A 16,309-nucleotide genomic window follows, 5' to 3' on the forward strand; every position below is an offset into this window, starting at 1 on the left:
TCGAAAAGCTACCTGAGCGCGTCCACCGGCTCCATTCTGGCCGCCCGCAGCGCCGGATACAGGCCGGCGAGCAGGCCGACCACGGCCCCGGCGATGGGCGCCCCGATCGCCAGCCGTACGTCCAGGAGCGGAGTCCACTGCTTGGCGGCCGAGACGGCGACGACGGCGACCACGCCGATGCTCGCGCCGATCACGCCGCCCGCGAGCCCGATCAGCGTCGACTCCAGCAGGAACTGGGCGGCGATGTGGCGGCGGGCCGCGCCCAGCGAGCGGCGCAGGCCGATCTCGGCGACGCGTTCCATCACGGTGACCAGCGTGACGTTGGCGATGCCGACCGCGCCCACCACCAGCGAGACCAGGCCGAGGATCAGGAAGAGCGCGTTGACGTCGTCCTGTGCCTGGTCGCGCGCCCTGGTGGGGCTGGGCGGGGCGACGACCTGCAACTGGTCACCGTTGCCGGGGGAGAGCGCGTTCGGCGCCTGCCCGGCGATCAGGTCGGCGGCGCCCAGGCTGGTGTTGACCAGCACCCTGGTCACGTCACGCAGCCCGAACTGCTTGCCCACCGTGGGCGGCACGATGACGGCGGCGCTCAGGTTCCGTTCGCGGCGCAGGTCGCCGAGGATGCCGATGACCGTGTACGCGTGCTTGCCGATGAAGATCGCCGGAGCCCGGTCGAGACTGGTGACGCCGAGCATCTTGGCCGCCTGGTCGCCGAGCACGGCCACCCGGTCCGCCCGCTTGACGTGACCGGCGTCGTAGAACCTGCCCTGCACGACCCGGCCCCTGGCGGCCTCGGGCAGGCCGGTCGTGGCGGCCAGTACCGTCAGGGTCTGCGTGGTCACCCTGGCCGGGTCGACGAGATCGTTGGAGCGGACCGACAGGTTCGAGCTGTCCTTGGTCTCGGCCACCGCCGCGGCCGAGACCACCCCGCGCAGCCTGGTCACCCGATCGAGCGAGTCCCAGGCGACCAGCGGTACGTTCGCGCTCTCCGGTACTTCCACTGTGATGGCCGTGGCGACCAGCTCGTCGAAGCGCCCGACGATCTGGTTGCCCGCGGTGGCGGCCACGCCGAGCGTGATGACCAGCGTGGTGATGCCCAGCACGGTGCCGAGCGTGGTGAGCGCGGAGCGCACCGGCCTGGCGAGCATGCCGGCGACGGCCTCGCCGAGGAGATCCCGTACGTGCATCACGCCTCTTCCACCAGCACGCCGTCGGTGATCCGCACCCGGCGACCGGCGCGCGTGCTGACCTCCCGCTCGTGCGTGATGACCACGATCGTCAGCCCCTGCTCGCGCAGCTCGTCGAACAGGTCGAGCACCGCCTCGGTGTTGCGACTGTCGAGGTTGCCGGTGGGCTCGTCGCAGAGCAGCAGGGACGGCTCGCCCATGAGGGCCCTGGCCATGGCCGCGCGCTGGCGCTCGCCGCCGGACAGTCGATCGGGCAGGAAGCCCACGCGGTGGCCGAGCCCGACCCGCTCCAGCGCCGCCAGTGCCCGCTCCCGCCTGCCCTTGCGCGGGTGGCCGCCGTAGATCTCCGCGAGCATCACGTTCTCCACGACGCTGCGGTGGGCGAGCAGGTGGAAGGACTGGAAGACGAAGCCGATGCGGTCGCCGCGCAGCTTGGTCCGTTCGCCGTCGCGCAGGGTGGTGGTCTCGGTGCCGTCCAGGCGGTAGCTGCCCGAGCTGGGCCGGTCCAGCAGGCCCAGGACGTTGAGCAGCGTGGACTTGCCCGAGCCTGACGGGCCGACGATCGCCAGGTAGTCGCCGCGCGCCACCCGGAACGAGACGTCGTCGAGCGCGCGGACGGGCGGCTGCGCGGGGTAGTCCCTGCACACGGCGGTCAGCTCGATGACCGGCTCCAGCGCCGCTGAGCTGGTTGATGCGATGCCGGGCTCAGACACCGCTGACCACAACCCGGTCGCCGGCGTTGAGCGCGCCGGTGACTTCGACGTTCCCGTCAGCGGTCAGGCCGGTGCGGATCTCGACCTCCTTGGTCTTGTCCGTGGCGTACTCCACCTGCACACGCGCCTTGCCGTCGGCCCCCGTGACGACCGCGGCCACCGGGACCACCAGCACCGGCTCCTTGGTCGCCCCCACGGTCACCCTGGCCGTTACCGTGGCGCCCGACTGGCCCTTGAGTCCTTTCGCTGAGCTCGGCGTGAGCAGCACCGGTTGGGTGCCCTCGGGGCCCTTCTCCTGGCCGGGCACCGTGGCCTTCTCGCCGACCGCGGTGAGCGCCGCCGGGTACGTCTTGCCCGAGTCGAGCTCGATGACCGCGCTCATGCCCGTACGCAGCAGGTCGGATTCCGCGCTCTCGACCGACCCCGTCACCATGAACGTCGAGCTGGTCACCGTGGCGATCTCCTTCTCGACGGCCTCGCCCGCCTTCACCGCGGTTTTCTGCACCCGCGCGGGCAGCTTCGGCAGGAACACGATCTCGCCCGGCGGGATCGCCGTGCCATAGGTCCGTTCGAACTCCGCCAGCAGCGACCTGGCCGCGCTCACGTCCTTGGCCGCGTTGGCCACCTTGAGCTTGGTAGGGGAGAGCCGCCGCGCCTGGCGCAGTGCCTGCTCGGCCGTGACCAGCCCGTCCTTCGCCGTGCGCTCGGCCTTGCGCAGCTCTTCCAGCAGCTTCTCGCGGGCCTGCCGCGACTCCTCCTTGATCCGGCCGTACGCCTCCTGCGCCTGGTCCAGATCGGCCCTGGCGTTGCGTACCTTCAGCTCCAGCAGGCTCGTGTCCTGGGTCGGCTGAGGCGCGGCGGTGGCGGTGGGCACGGCGGTGGAGGTGGCGGTCGGGGCGGCGGTCGGCTGATTCCTGGCCGCGGCGAGCGCCTGCTCGGCTTCGAGCAGCTTCTCCTCGGCCGCGCGTACGGTCGCGTCGGCCGTCGCCAGCTTGCCGTCGTCCTCCGGAGTGAGCCGCTGCCTCTCGGCCTCCTTCAGCGCGGCGCGTGCCGACTTCAGGTCCGCCTTGGCGTTGGTCAGCTTGACCTTCAGCGGGAGCACGTCACGCCCCTGGTCGAGCGTGTTCTTCTCGGTCGCCAGGGTCTCCTGCGCCGTCTGTACGGCCTTGCGCAACTGGTCGTGGGCCTGCCGGTCGGTCAGCGTGGGCTGCTGGGCCTCGTACCCCTTCTTCTTGTACATCCTGGTGACGGCGGCGATCGTGGCCCGGTCGAACACCCCCGAGGTGGGCCCGCCGTACCCGAGTCTGCGCAGCGCCTTCTGCAGCTGCTTGACGTCCTTGCCCTCGGTGCCCGGGCCGATCGTGCGGTGCATCGGCACGGAGCCGCGCAGCGCGAACACCGGGCGGCCGTTCACCTCCATGAACGCCGCTCCCTCTTTCAGCCTGCCCTGGCGCGGTGCCCGGGTGACCCGCTGCAGCTCCGAGGTGCCACCGACCACTCCCGCGAGGGTGATGGGCAGCGGCGAGCCGTATTCGAGCGTGCCGCTGACCACGACCGTGCTGACCAGCTTGCGGCGCTCGACCGCTGCGGTGACGAGCGACGCCTTCGGCGCGGCGCGGCGGGCGGCTTCGTCGGCAGGGGAGCGCAGGCGGGTGCTGACGACCCAGCCGGCGGCGGCGATGGCCACGACACCCGCGATGACGAAGGCGAGCAGCCTCCGGGGCGACTTCATCGAGCCTCACATACCGAATTCTTCGTAGACCCGCTGATCGGCGGCGGCCTCCTTGGGCAAGTACGCCGGATAGAAGTCCTTGCCGCATTCCAGGTCGTCGAGGGCCGCCTTGATCTCCTTGGTCAGGTAGGGCTTGGCCTCCGTCGGGGTCAGCGTGGGGGCGTAGGTCATCTTGACCTCGCCCTTCTTCACCGGCGGTGCGACATCGGGCACGTCGTCGCGCTGCTGTCTGCCCAGCTTGTCCTCCTGGGCCATGAACACGTCCCGGCCTCGGCTGGACATCGCCATCGGCGTGGACTTGCCGATCGGGTAGCCCTTGCCCTTGAGGCACGAGGCCATGGTGACGGCCTGCTCGACCAACTGGGGGTCGGCGTCGATAGCCCTGGAGATGGCCTGCTCGGAAGCCTCGTTGATCTGTGCGAGGTAGTCGCTGGTCGACTTCACGGTCTTGCCGAGGACCTTCTTGACGGCTTCGGCCATGCAGGCGTTCGCCGCTTCCTGGTAGGCCACACTCTGCGCGTGGGACAGCGAGCCTTGGATCTTCCAGTTGGGGTTGATGTCCGGGTTGTCGGGCTTGACGGCCGGGTTCCCCATCTCCTTGGGATAGACGTGCATCGCGAACACCCCGAACCCATATTTTTCGCGATATTTCCGCATCGCCGGGTATTTGCCAGCCTTGCGGGCTTTGTCTTCCTCGCTGTCCTGCTTCTCCGGCTGTACGTAGGCGACGTACTTGAAGCCCTTCAGCTTCATGCAGTCTGCCTTGGCCGATTCGAGCAGGTGCTTCTTGTCCTTTGCCGCCGCGGTCTGGGACGGCTGTGGCGCGTTCTCGGCGGTGCCCCCGCAGCCGCCGAGTGCGACCAGCGCGGCCATCGCCACGGCAGGAGCAAGAGGGGATCTCTTGGGCATGGCAGAGGACAATACTCCGTTTAACGGAGCATGGTCAATCCAGGGCGTGCCGCCGCTGCCGGTAGGGCGCGAACGCCGTCGCCAGGGTCAGTACGACCAGTACGCCCCAGTAAGCGAGGTGCTGCCTGGTCAGCTGGTCGCCGTGCAGACCCAGGTCGCCCGACGTGACCACCAGGTAGATGCCCGAGGCCAGTGCCCAGCGCGGGTCACGGGCCAGGTACGCGCCCGCCACGGCCAGCCCCAGCGCCACCACCTCGACGGCCATCTTGCTCAGGCTGATCGGGAACAGTGTGCCCTCCGGCAGCCACGACGGGCCTGCCCACGCGGCCGCCAGCGCAGCCACGAACCACCACCACGACCGGGCTCGTGGCCGGTGCCGCCGCCAGGCCAGCACCGCCAGCCCGGCTAGTACGACCGCGTACCCCATGGCCACCGCCTGCGGGCTGCTGGTCTCGAACAGGGGACGGTCGGCGAGCGCTGACGGGTAGACCGGCAGGAGGGTGAGGTCCAAGGGCTGCCAGCCGCCGGCGATCGAGACCGCCTTGACGCCGGTGGCGAGAGTGAGCAGGAACGCCGTCCGCGTCCATCCGTGCATGACCGCCAGCAGCGCGAGCACCGACAGCAGCGTCCACAGCGGCAGCGAGCCCGTGAACGGCAGCAGCGCGGCCAGGTTCACCGCCGACACCGCCGTGACCCCGAGATGCAGGCCGTCCGCCCAGGCGGTGCCCGTCGCCTGGTGGGTGATGCGGGTGCGCACGCCGCCTCGGAGCAGTCCCCACGCCTCTCTGAGCACCGGGGTGGACTGTCCTGGAGCGGCGGATTCGAGCAGGACGTCGAGTAATTCGTCGCCGTGCGCCGCGCGGTACCGCCTCGGGTAGGCCAGCAGCAGCCTGCGGTAGTGCCGTTCGAGCGCGGTCATGCGGTCAGCAGACGGACGAGGGACGCGAACATGGTCGGCCGCAGGACGAGGGACGCGGCCTCCTGCATGCGTCTCGCCTCGGCTTCCACCAGCGCCTGGCCCTCGTCGGTGATCCTGAAGTAGCGCCTGTTGCGGCCGTTGACCGTCTCCTCACGGTCCACGGCGATCACGCCTCGCTCGTTGAGCCGCTCAAGGATGCCGTACAGGGTGCCGACAGAGGGCTGGACCCGGCCGCCGGACAGCTCCTTGATCGACTTGCTGATCGCGTGTCCGTGCAGCGGTCCGCCGCGCAGCGCGGTGAGCACGAAGTACATCGGCTCGCTGACTTCTGAGGTTCCCCTGGGCATGGGACGAGATTATTCCGTTAAACGAAGCGTGTGCAACGGCTAGAGCGTCCGGTACGCGATCAGCCAGCTCCGCCCGGAGCACAATCGTTCCACCTCCTCGGCCGGAAGCCAGGCGGCCCGCGTACTCTCCGACCCCGGAGCGGGCCGTACGGCGGGTCCCGGCGAGTCGAGCCGCGCCTGGAACATCACCAGATTCGTCAGCGCCTCATAGCGATACCCATCGGGCACCGGCCCCGTCAGTTCGATCCGCAACCACGCGAAAACGGACAGCTTCTCGGGCGCCAGCACCAGCCCGGTCTCCTCGGCCAACTCCCGGACGGCGGCGTCCACGGGGGACTCGCCGGGTTCGAGGTGGCCGCCGGGGATGTCCCAGCCGCGTCCCGCCCGGTCGACGCAGGTCAGCAGCATCCTGTCGGCGTCGTCCCGTACGACGGCGAAGGCTGTGGTGATCTGGCCGGTCGGCGGCAGCCGCGAGGACAGGACGACGTCCAGCCGGTGTGCCGTCGGGATCCATGGCACGGTCTCCGTCGCGATCACGTGATCCATGGTCTATTTCACCTCAAAACGGATGACAAGGCATGATCGGTGGTAACTCCGAAAGATTGGGCAACACCCTGTATATGCTTCGTTACATAACGAGACAGTGGACGGTCGCGGTCCCCCTACTCGCGCTCCTCGCTCTGGCCCTGTCATGGGGTCGTGAACTCCCGCCCGTCCTGGTGATCATCGTGGCCGTGCTGCTCGCCGGCGCCGTCCTGGCCGCCGTGCACCACGCCGAGGTCATCGCGCACCGGGTGGGCGAGCCGTTCGGATCGCTGGTGCTGGCCGTGGCCGTGACGGTGATCGAGGTGGCGCTGATCGTCAGCCTGATGATCTCAGGTGGCGAGCATTCGGCGTCACTGGCCCGGGACACGGTGTTCGCCGCGGTCATGATCACCTGTAACGGCATCGTCGGGCTGTCCCTGCTCAGCGGAGCGCTCCGGCGAAAGGTGGCGGTCTTCAACGCCGAGGGCACGGGCGGCGCGCTGGCGACGGTCGCGACGCTGAGCACGCTCAGCCTCGCGCTGCCGACGTTCACGACGAGTGCCAAGGGGCCCGCCTTCTCCGCCGCGCAACTCGGGTTCGCGGCGGTGGTGTCGCTCCTGTTGTACGGGCTGTTCGTGCTGACCCAGACCGTACGGCACCGCGACTACTTCCTACCGGTCACCCCTGAGGACGCGGCCGAGGGCGCGACCGGCACGGCTGAGGAGCATGCGCCGCGGCCCTCGGCGCGGGCCACCATGATCAGCCTCGGGCTGCTGCTGGTGGCCCTGGTGGCGGTCGTCGGCCTGGCCAAGGTCGAGTCGCCGGTGATCGAGCTGGCGGTCTCGTCGGCCGGGCTGCCCCAGGCGGTGGTCGGCGTGGTGATCGCGCTGCTGGTGCTGCTGCCGGAGACCATCGCCGCCGTCCGCGCGGCCAAGCGCGACCAGATCCAGATCAGCCTCAACCTGGCCCTGGGCTCGGCGATGGCCAGCATCGGGCTGACGATCCCGGCCATCGCGGTGGTCTCGATCTGGCTCAAAGGGCCGCTGGTGCTCGGCCTCGGCGCCACGCATCTGGTGCTGCTGGGGCTGACCTTCGTCGTGACGACGCTCACCGTGGTGCCGGGGCGGGCGACGCTGCTGCAGAGCGGCGTGCATCTGGTGCTGTTCGCCGCGTTCCTGTTCTTGGCGATCAGTCCCTGAAAATCACACGCCCCGGCGCATCGCCCGGTTGCCCAGCCAGAGGCCGATCGCGGCGATGAGGCAGGTGGCCGCGGTGCCGTACAGGATGGACAGATTGGTGAGGTCGCCCGCGAAGAGGGCGCGTTGGGCCTCGACGATGTACGAGATCGGGTTGATCTGTCCGATGACCCGCAGCCACGCGGGCCCGGTCTCCACGGGGAGCAGCACCCCCGACAGCAGCAGGACGGGGAAGAGCACCACCTGGGTGACCACGTAGAACAGGTTCCCGCTGGGCGCCGACTTGATCGCGAGGACGAACGAGAGCGCCCCCAGCCCGACACCGAGCACGATCAACATCGCGAGCCCGCCCAGCACACCCGCCGGATACAGCCGGAAGCCCAGCGGGAGCGCCAGCAGGATGATCAGCACGGCCTGGCAGAGCAGGACCGCCATCTCCTTCATCGTCCTGCCGACCAGCATCGCCGTGCGGCTCAACGGGGTGACCATCAGCCGCTCCATCGAGCCGCCCAGCAACTCGACCAGCATGAGATAGCCCGACGACATGGGCGCCATCAGGCACATCATGACGAGAATGCCCGGTACGAACCACTGCCACGACGAGCCCATCGCCCCATCGAGCAGCGACCCGAACAGGATCAGGAACAGTAGCGGCTGCCCCATCGAGAACAGCAGCCCGACGGGCTCGCGCAGTGCGGGGGTGATTTCGCGGGTGAAGACCGTCGTGGTGTCACGAAGGAATGTCGTCATCGGTGAGACTTCTCCCGGTAAGAGTGAGGAACACGTCGTCGAGGGTCGGGCGGGCGGTCTCGGCGGTGGCGACCTTGACGCCGTTCGCCTCCAGGGTGCGCAGATATTCGGGCAGGGCCGTGGCCGCGTTGGCGACGCGCAGCCGCACGGTCGTGCCCTCGACCTCGACCGCTGCCTCGCCGGTCGTCCCGGCGGCCGCCTCACTGGTCATCCCGGCGGCCGTCCTGAGCGCCGCCTCGCCGCCGCCCAGCCGGGCGGCCGTGGCCGCTTCCTGTTCCGTCGCGGTGGTGATCGTGATGCGGTCGCCGGCCAGGTCGTTCTTGAGTCCTTCCGCCGTGCCGTCCGCGATGATCTCGCCGTTGTCGATGATCACCACGCGTTCGGCCATGCTGTCGGCCTCTTCGAGGTAGTGGGTGGTCAGGAAGAGCGTCGTGCCGTACTCCGCACGCAGCCGCAGGATGTGCGCCCAGACCTCGGCGCGGCTCTTGGGGTCGAGACCGGTGGACGGCTCGTCGAGGAAGAGCAGCCCCGGACGGTGGACGAGGCCGAGCGCGATGTCGAGGCGGCGGCGCTGGCCGCCCGACAGCGTGCCGGGCTTGCGCTGGGCCAGCGGCCGCAGTTCGAGCAGGTCGAGCAGCTCGTCGGCGCGCCTGCCCGCCTCCGCGGGGGCCAGGCCGTAGCAGCGGCCTTGGGTGACGAGTTCGTCGCGGACGCGGAAGTTCTCGCCGGCGCTGTTCTTCTGGCCGACGTACCCGATGCGGGCGCGTACGCCGCCGGGGTCGCGGGCGATGTCCCGGCCCGCCACGGTGGCGGTGCCGGAGGTGGGCGGCAGCAGGGTGGTCAGCATGCGGAGGGTGGTGGACTTGCCGGCGCCGTTCGGGCCGAGGAAGGCGACCAGCTGGCCGGCCTCCACATCGAGATCGATGCCGCGTACGGCCTCGACGGACTCTTTCTTCAGCTTGAACACTCGGGTCAGTCCCCGGGCGTGGATCATGGTCGTTCTCCTCCGGGCATGGCGAAGAAACCCCAGGTCGGGGGCTCGATTGAGGATCGGAATCAGCTTGAGCCAGATAAAGCCGGTTTGGCAAACGCGAATGTGACGTTCATAAATGGACTTGACCTGCGGAAACGCCATCTCGTACACACCCTGTGGATGACCAATTTCCGGCCCCTGAAATGCGGTTTTATACCGATATAAGAAATTTCTTGCGAGGCCGCTCGGCGCTCCGCGATGATCTCCCGCGTGAAACGTCTGTTGTTATTGGCGGCGCTCGCCACGGCCGGGATGACTGGCACCGCGTGGGCCGCCGACGGGGTCGCCGGGGTGGACGTCAGCAACTGGACCGGCGAGGTCGACTGGCCGGCCGTCGCGTCCGGCGGCGGGAAGTTCGCGTTCGTCCACGCGACTGAGGGGACCGACTACCGCAATCCCTCCTTCGACGCGCAGTACGACGGCGCGGCGGAGGCCGGATTGCTACGCGGGGCGTACCACTTCGCGCAGCCGCACGAGTCCGACGGCGCCGCCCAGGCCGACTTCTTCCTGCAGAACGGCGGGGACTGGAAGATCGACGGGCGAACCTTGCCCGGAGTGCTCGACCTGGAGGAGAACCCGTACAAGGACAAGAACGGCAAGGACGGCTGCTATGGCCTGTCGCACAAGGACATGGTCGGCTGGATCAAGTCGTTCACCGCGAAGTACCGGGAGCAGACCGGCCGCCAGGCGATCATCTACACGACCCGGGCCTGGTGGCAGACGTGCACCGGCGACTCCGGCAAGTTCGGCGCCCACCCGCTGTGGCTGGCCCGATGGGGCGGCGATCCCGGTGAGCTGCCCAAGGGCTGGGAGCGGCACACGTTCTGGCAGTCCGCCGAGAAGGGCACGCTGGCCGGCGGCCAGAACTCCTTCAACGGCTCCGAGGACGAGCTGGCCGAGCTGGCCAACCCGCCTGCCGAGGTGACGGTCTCCGGCCTGGCCAGGAACCGGAAGACGTACACGGTCACCGTGTCCAACACGGGACCGGTCACCGTCACTCACGTCAAGGTGTCCGGACGCGCGTTCGGCGGCCAGCGGGTGGTGCGGGCGCCGGGCTGCGACTTCAGCGGTACGGCGGTGCGCTGCGACGTCGCTGAGCTCGGGCGCGGCCAGAAGACGACACTGACCTTCACCACGAACTCGAAGACCAAGGGGAAGGGCAAGGTCGGCATACGTGTCACGGTCGGCTCGGTGAACCTCACCCTCACTGCCCGATAGACCTGGTCTGCTCGCCGGGCCGCCCGATAACGCAGAATAAATCCCGATGCCTAGGTTGCGAGGGTTAGCGGCGGCATCGGGATGGCGTTGGGTGGCGATCGCCCTCATCCTGCTGACCGCCACCGCGTCGGTGCCGCTCCTGCGGTTCCCCGCCCCTTCGGCGATCGTCAGAATCGCGTACGAGATCGAGCAGCGGGGCGTCGTCTACTCCTGGGGAGGCGGCCACGCTACGGATCCGGGACCGTCGAAGGGCACCTGCCTGGGCTACCGGGGAAAGACGCGCCCCTGCCCGGCGGCCAAGACCCGGGGGCTCGACTGCTCGGGTTTCACCAGGTGGGTGTACGCCCGAGCCTTCGGCGCCGACGTACTCGGCCCCGGCACCACCGACGCCCACGTACGCAGGCTGCGTCGAGTCGGCTCGGCCGAACCAGGCGACCTCGTCTTCTTCGGAAAAATCACCAAAAACACCGTTAAGACCCACCACGTGGGCGTCTACCTGGGCCACGGCAAGATGATGAACGCCCCCGAAACGGGAGCCTCGGTACGCGTCGACGACATCCGACGGATCAAGGACCTCGCGGGCTTCTACCGCTACTGACCTCAGTGTGTACGGTCCACGGGAGTGAGAGGAGGCCGGTAGTCGTGAGCGATGCCAGGCGCATCGATGGTGAGGTGATCCAGCGCTTGCTGTCCCAGCGCGTGACAGGGTATGAGCCGCTGTCTGGATTCGCGGCCAACACGGTCGCCGCAGTGACCCTGGAGTCCGGGGCACGCGCTGTCTTCAAGGCCGCCGCCGCGCGTGAAGTCGAGGTGGAGTTATGGGCCTTGCGATCCATGTCGGAGAGGGGCGTTCCGGTCCCCCAGGTCATCGCCGGCGCGGCGGACGCGGAGACTCCGTACCTGGTGACGCGACTCGTCTCTGGCGAGCCGGGGGTCGCGTCGCTCAAGGCGGCGTCCGAGGTGGGACGGCTGCTGCGTACCGTGCACTCTCTTCCTGTGAAGGGAGCGGGCTTTTTCAAGGAGGCGTCCGGCTCGCCACCATGCGCAGGTGAGGGAACCTGGGCTGATCAGGTCGCGGGGCTGGCGGATCGACTCGGCCTTGTCGCCAATGCCGGGATCTTGACCCCGACGCTCTTTTCCCGATGTCGGGATCTCCTCGTGGACGGTACTCGGTGGGATCAGCCCTGCGTGTACGTGCACGGTGATCTCCACCCGCGGCATGTCCTATCGGTCGGGTCCCGGATCGAGGGGATCATCGACTGGGCGGACTGCGGTGCCGCCAGCCCATGGCTGGACCTGGCCAGGATGGACTTCCGCGAGCCCGGCTTGCAACGTGCGATGCTCGACGCGTACTTCCCCGCGGGCATTCCACTCGACGCGCCATCGCACATGGCCAACCACCGACTGCTCTACATGCTGCTGGCACTCGTGTGGGAGTACGAGTGCGGCGGGGACTGGCTGCACGAGCTTGTGTCCGGCATCGAATCGGCACTCATCGCAACCTAGATGCGTCGACGCAAGGACCGCAGTAGCAACTCGGTATGGCGTGTAACGCATGTCGCCTATCGGAAATTGAGAGACCCAGGAGCTACTGTGTGCCGCTATGGACAGGCGATGGGTTGGGTTAGACGGCTACGAGGTCGTTCTCGCCGAGCGTGACGGGCGACAGGTGCTCCGCGTGCGCAGGGACGGGGTTCCCGTCGCCGACTGCGTGTCGGTCGCGGAGGTGGCCCGGCACGTCGATCTGGCCGATCTCTGCGAGGTCGTGGAGCTGCCGTTCCAGCGGGGTTACGAGGCGGTCGGCTAGTGGGGCTGACGAGTTCGCGTCATCGCTGAGGGCCGTGTATGGTTACACCTGTCCGCAGCGCCGGACAGGCCCCTATAGCTCAGTCGGCAGAGCGTCTCCATGGTAAGGAGAAGGTCAACGGTTCGATTCCGTTTGGGGGCTCGCACACTGAACAGCGAAAACGCCCGGTCTGAGATCATCTCGGACTGGGCTTTCTTGATTGAGTGCGACGAAAGTGCGATGACCTTGGTTTGTCAGGCGCCCCGCGACCGCAACTCGACCACCTCCCCGGCCCGGCGTGAACGGCGGGATCGGCGTTCTGCGGCCATCACGGAACGGAGCCAGGAAGTCGTCCAGCATCGCCACCGGCGAACGGAGACCGAGCCAGGCGGGCTCGGCGAGCGCCTGCTCCCACACCTCCTGCAGGGCCGCCCGGAGATCCACCCGCCCCTGGGTGAGGATGCCGGCGTAGGCGAGGCGCATCCCGCGTATCTCCGGCGAGATCTGCCCCATGCGGTCATCGCGCAGCCGCAGCGGCGTCCCCGGGTCGTGCAGCAGCGTGCTGTGCGTGGTACGCACCTGGTGCGGCGTGAAGCCGTCCTGGATCGGCACCCACGAGGCGACCGGCGCGGCCTCCGATAGGTACTGCGACCGGAAGAACCGGTCGATGATCTGCTGCCGGGTCATCGCATGCGCCTCGCCCTCGGGCACCCCTCAGCCGATCGCGAACACCACCAGATCCGGCCGCGGCGAGGCAGTGTTCACTCCGAGATGCAGCGGCCGCCGCTGATAGCCGCGCATCGGTGGGCGCTCGTACGGCTGACCCGGTACGGCGCGCGGCCAGGCCGGGATCGGCACCCCGGCCATGGGCTGTCGAGCTCGACCAGCACCGGGTGGTTCTCGCGGCCCCGCTGGTCGTTACTGCCCGGATAGCGGCCGTCCGCGGCGGGGTCCCCACGCTGCCGAGTTGACGACTGCAACTCCTGGCTTCAGCTTCGGTGATGTCCTGTGCCCGCTGTTCGAGAGTGTCCAGGCGTTCGTCCAGCCCACGAACGATCGCAGTTATTTGCCGCACCTCGGCGGGCGTCATCCCCGAACGTCTCCGCGCCGTGGAGGCAGTGCTGCAGAGAGCGCTGGCGCTCTTACGCTGGGGCAGGATGGCAGCAGGGTCAGGTTTCCTCACCAAGACCATGAGCGACCAGGGCGGCGGTTTGGGTGGCGATCCAGGCGCGGTGAACGTATGCCTCTGCCGGGGATTCGTAGCGCACCGCCCGCAAAGGACGTGACCTAGTCATCGTTGTCGAGGGTGGAGTTTTCGGCGCCGCAGTTCCAGTTGTCCCGCTTCTCCGGCACCTCGATCGTGTCGCAGCCAGTCGCAGGACTCGCCCTCGACAAGATTCTTCTCGTCGCAGTGCCAGCACCACAGGTGGACATGCGCCATGCCGGACACCCTGCCAGCGCGAGCTGCCGAGCGTGTCTCGGCGTAGCGAAACGCCGTGCTCGGACGTTATCCCTGTATGGGCGACGCGATTGGACCGGACGTTGCAGCGGGCGACGACCACACGAGCGAGTCGATCTCTCCAGATGAGATCTCAACAGACGAGGAGTTCGCGGACGCGCTGCGCATGCTGCACAAGACGACGAAGCTGTCGATCAGCGAGGTAGCGTCACGATCCGGGCTGAGCGAGGCGTCTTTACAAGGCATGCTTTCGACCACGTATGTGGGCAATACGCCGTCACTACGGCTCCTGCTTCCCGCTCTCGGGCTCTCACCGCGTGAGATCGCTCCCTGGGTGAAAGCCGCAGAGCGACTCTCCAACCCGATCTCCCGCGTGCCTGTCTCCGGCACAACCGCCGCCGAACAGGCCGCCCGCCGCGAACTGGCCAAGGCCGAACGGGAGCTTACCGATGCTGAGGAGTTGACGCTGCCTGCCTTGTGGAAGGTCACCCACGCGCGGCTGGACTACTACCACGAGATCGCGACCGGGCAGGCGCGGCAGTCGTTCCGCAATGCCCAGATCGCCATGGCGACCGGGTTCATCCTGCTGGTCGGCTTCGCAGTCCTGGCGTTCTTCGCCCGGACCACCACTGGCGCGATCGTCGCCGGGACGCTGGGCGCGGTGGCGACGACGTTTGCCGCCTACATCAGTCGGACGTTCGTCCGCTCGCAGGAAAGCTCGGCCGCGCACCTGCGCTCGTACTTCGGCCAGCCGCTGGAGTTCTCCCGCTACCTCGCGGCCGAGCGACTGCTGCACAGGATCGAGAAACTGGAGCCGGAACAGCGGGCCACGCTTGCCAGCGACGTGCTCCGCGGCATCCTCCTCGGCTCGGTCAAGCTCGGTGATGAAGCCACATCGCCCGGCGAACAGTGACCGGTTAAGGATCGTCTTCCGGCGGTTTGCTCACCTCACTCTTGAGCGGTCAGATACGACCCTGCTTGGTGAATCCGGTGCATGCGTGGAGGCGGCGTGTGCTCCATGATAGGCGGGCCGAAAGCCGCCACATCCTCCCCTTCCGGATCGGAGCGTCAGGGCTGCGCGTCGGACGGTGATGAACGTGGTCCGGTGGTACACCAGCCCGACGACATCCACCTGCTCGGGGAAGCCCGACGGCGTCGGCGAAGGTCGCTAGCAGCCGTTGTTCGAGAGGACGGTAGCGGCTATACCCGGCGCCAGGATGTGTACATGCATCACGCTTGTGGGCCGTGCGCTGTTGGCCTCGCGGCACCAGCGATCCACCCGCCACGTCTTGTCACCGCCGCCATGGCGAGTGTGGACGAGTGCTGCCTCGGCCTAGCAGAATTCCGAACCCGACCAGCGCTGCTGACGTGATCATGATGGCGCGCGTCCGGGTTCGTTCATCGAGGCTCCTAGGGGTCACGGTGGGGCGAGCCGGGGTGCCTTCAACCTTGTTTAGTTCTTCATCCATCAGACGGAGAAACTGTCGCTCCCGTCGGTTCGCGTCTGTCCAGTAGCCTTCACGATTCCTGATCCACAAGTCTCTGCCGACTTGGCCGCGAAAGATGGCGCTGGCTTCCAGGCGTACCTTGGCTGGAGTGAGGAGTCCGAGGGCGTACATGGTCCGCCAGTGGGTGAGCCAGTGATGGAGCAGGAGCATCGACTGGTAGTGGAAGTCGTCGTCGTGGCTTCGCCAGATCTCGCCCTCCGTTTGGATGAGGGCGGGATTTTCGGCCACGAGGCGGCTGAGTTCGAACTGGCGGGTGATGAGCCCCTGCTCGGCTGTTATGCGTGTGATCCGGGCTTGTGCGGCGACCGACATGGCGACCCCGACGAGTCCCGCAGCACTGACGAGGGTGGCGACCGGCCCGTACGCTTGGCCTACCCGACTCAGCAGTTCCCACTGCTCTGGCGAAGCAAGATCAGCCATCCCCCTCAGAGTAACGGGCGAGAGCACCAAAGCAGCCCCGGCCGCGAGGATGACGATGAGAATGAGTGCTACGACAACCGCTCGTGATGCGCGTCTCCACATGTTGCCCTCCTGCTGTCGGTGATGGTTCTCCACCTGCCAGCAGGTCACGATTGCTTCCGCGCGACAAGCCGCGCTTTGGTCGACGGTCTTGCTGCCGTATGAGTACGGTGATGCGCGGCGCCACATCCCACACGTCGGTATGGAGGAAAGGCTATGAAGGTGCCGGGTTGGACGAGAACCTCCACTCCGTCCGTACGGCCCCGTAGACAGGGCGACGCGTGGGCGGAAGAGACCGTCCAGTACGGGCACGCGGGCACCAGCCAACTACGCGAAGTCGCCGAAGATGATCCGCTCCTCGCGGAAGGCCCTGGACGTAGCCCGGGTCTCGGGAGCGCATCTGGTCAGCCTGGTTACCGTCTCGGCCATCCTCGCGAAGTGTCCGTGCCGCTTTGCTGAAGCGCTCCGGCTTCGTTGGAGGCTCGTTGCGGCCATCGGCCTGGCTCGCCTCATCGGCTGGACCAACATCGCCGCCGCCACCGACCACTACCGCAGCCACCCCGCCGAC

Annotated in this window: 17 protein-coding genes and 1 tRNA gene; 7 read left to right on the forward strand and 11 right to left on the reverse strand. The window is 68.1% G+C overall.

The window, feature by feature from the left end; translation table 11 throughout:
* Nucleotides 1-8: 8 nt before the first annotated feature.
* From AB0J16_RS49135 to AB0J16_RS49165, 7 genes are read right to left on the reverse strand one after another with little or no spacing between them, the layout of a single operon-like run.
* A complete protein-coding gene (locus tag AB0J16_RS49135; protein ID WP_357959239.1) occupies nt 9-1,187 on the reverse strand; it encodes an ABC transporter permease in 1,179 nt (392 codons plus the stop codon).
* The gene (locus tag AB0J16_RS49140) at nt 1,187-1,900 is read right to left on the reverse strand and encodes an ABC transporter ATP-binding protein (RefSeq protein WP_358553137.1); all 714 of its coding nucleotides are present in this window, start codon (nt 1,898-1,900) and stop codon (nt 1,187-1,189) included. Before AB0J16_RS49140 ends, AB0J16_RS49135 begins: the two co-directional genes overlap by 1 nt.
* Nucleotides 1,893-3,632: a peptidoglycan-binding protein gene (locus AB0J16_RS49145; protein ID WP_358553139.1), complete on the reverse strand. Its 1,740-nt coding sequence runs from the start codon at nt 3,630-3,632 to the stop codon at nt 1,893-1,895. Before AB0J16_RS49145 ends, AB0J16_RS49140 begins: the two co-directional genes overlap by 8 nt.
* Nucleotides 3,633-3,638: 6 nt before the next feature.
* The gene (locus AB0J16_RS49150; RefSeq protein WP_358553141.1) at nt 3,639-4,541 is read right to left on the reverse strand and encodes a hypothetical protein; all 903 of its coding nucleotides are present in this window, start codon (nt 4,539-4,541) and stop codon (nt 3,639-3,641) included.
* A gap of 34 nt (nt 4,542-4,575) precedes the next feature.
* Entirely contained in the window at nt 4,576-5,460 is an 885-nt protein-coding gene (locus AB0J16_RS49155; protein WP_358553143.1) for a hypothetical protein, read from the reverse strand.
* Nucleotides 5,457-5,807, reverse strand: coding sequence for a PadR family transcriptional regulator (locus AB0J16_RS49160; RefSeq protein ID WP_357959228.1), 351 nt, complete (start codon nt 5,805-5,807; stop codon nt 5,457-5,459). Before AB0J16_RS49160 ends, AB0J16_RS49155 begins: the two co-directional genes overlap by 4 nt.
* A gap of 39 nt (nt 5,808-5,846) precedes the next feature.
* Nucleotides 5,847-6,353, reverse strand: a complete 507-nt coding sequence (locus tag AB0J16_RS49165) for an NUDIX hydrolase (protein WP_358553145.1) — start codon at nt 6,351-6,353, stop codon at nt 5,847-5,849.
* Nucleotides 6,354-6,427: 74 nt separating this feature from the next.
* Between AB0J16_RS49165 and AB0J16_RS49170 the strand changes: the two genes are divergently transcribed.
* Complete coding sequence (locus tag AB0J16_RS49170; RefSeq protein ID WP_358553147.1) at nt 6,428-7,531, forward strand: hypothetical protein; 1,104 nt, start codon at nt 6,428-6,430, stop codon at nt 7,529-7,531.
* A gap of 3 nt (nt 7,532-7,534) precedes the next feature.
* On the opposite strand, the gene AB0J16_RS49175 is transcribed toward AB0J16_RS49170, so the two are convergent.
* Nucleotides 7,535-8,278, reverse strand: coding sequence for an ABC transporter permease (locus AB0J16_RS49175; protein WP_358553149.1), 744 nt, complete (start codon nt 8,276-8,278; stop codon nt 7,535-7,537).
* Nucleotides 8,259-9,272, reverse strand: coding sequence for an ATP-binding cassette domain-containing protein (locus tag AB0J16_RS49180; protein WP_358553151.1), 1,014 nt, complete (start codon nt 9,270-9,272; stop codon nt 8,259-8,261). The genes AB0J16_RS49175 and AB0J16_RS49180 overlap by 20 nt, the downstream gene beginning before the upstream one ends.
* 249 nt (nt 9,273-9,521) lie before the next feature.
* On the opposite strand from AB0J16_RS49180, the gene AB0J16_RS49185 reads away from it, so the two are divergent.
* The 5 genes from AB0J16_RS49185 (at nt 9,522) to AB0J16_RS49205 (ending at nt 12,477) form a co-directional block, all read left to right on the forward strand.
* Nucleotides 9,522-10,529, forward strand: coding sequence for a GH25 family lysozyme (locus AB0J16_RS49185; RefSeq protein ID WP_358553153.1), 1,008 nt, complete (start codon nt 9,522-9,524; stop codon nt 10,527-10,529).
* Nucleotides 10,530-10,620: 91 nt separating this feature from the next.
* Nucleotides 10,621-11,127, forward strand: coding sequence for an NlpC/P60 family protein (locus tag AB0J16_RS49190; protein ID WP_358553155.1), 507 nt, complete (start codon nt 10,621-10,623; stop codon nt 11,125-11,127).
* Nucleotides 11,128-11,171: 44 nt separating this feature from the next.
* The gene (locus AB0J16_RS49195) at nt 11,172-12,035 is read left to right on the forward strand and encodes a phosphotransferase (RefSeq protein ID WP_358553157.1); all 864 of its coding nucleotides are present in this window, start codon (nt 11,172-11,174) and stop codon (nt 12,033-12,035) included.
* A 97-nt stretch (nt 12,036-12,132) separates the two neighbouring features.
* On the forward strand, nt 12,133-12,336 hold the full coding sequence (locus AB0J16_RS49200) for a transposase (protein ID WP_357959209.1): 204 nt from the start codon (nt 12,133-12,135) through the stop codon (nt 12,334-12,336).
* A 68-nt stretch (nt 12,337-12,404) separates the two neighbouring features.
* Nucleotides 12,405-12,477 (forward strand) — tRNA-Thr (locus AB0J16_RS49205).
* Here the strand turns inward: AB0J16_RS49205 and AB0J16_RS49210 are convergent.
* Complete coding sequence (locus AB0J16_RS49210; protein ID WP_358553159.1) at nt 12,451-13,002, reverse strand: hypothetical protein; 552 nt, start codon at nt 13,000-13,002, stop codon at nt 12,451-12,453. The genes AB0J16_RS49205 and AB0J16_RS49210 overlap by 27 nt on opposite strands.
* Nucleotides 13,003-13,832: 830 nt before the next feature.
* Here AB0J16_RS49210 and AB0J16_RS49215 point away from each other — a divergent pair.
* Nucleotides 13,833-14,687, forward strand: a complete 855-nt coding sequence (locus AB0J16_RS49215) for a hypothetical protein (protein ID WP_358553161.1) — start codon at nt 13,833-13,835, stop codon at nt 14,685-14,687.
* A 379-nt stretch (nt 14,688-15,066) separates the two neighbouring features.
* On the opposite strand, the gene AB0J16_RS49220 is transcribed toward AB0J16_RS49215, so the two are convergent.
* Nucleotides 15,067-15,702 carry a DUF6082 family protein gene (locus AB0J16_RS49220; RefSeq protein WP_358553163.1) on the reverse strand — a complete coding sequence of 212 codons (636 nt, stop codon included), beginning with the start codon at nt 15,700-15,702 and terminating at the stop codon, nt 15,067-15,069.
* Nucleotides 15,703-16,309: the final 607 nt, after the last annotated feature.

The organism is Nonomuraea sp. NPDC049750 (assembly GCF_040659625.1).
Taxonomy (GTDB): domain Bacteria; phylum Actinomycetota; class Actinomycetes; order Streptosporangiales; family Streptosporangiaceae; genus Nonomuraea.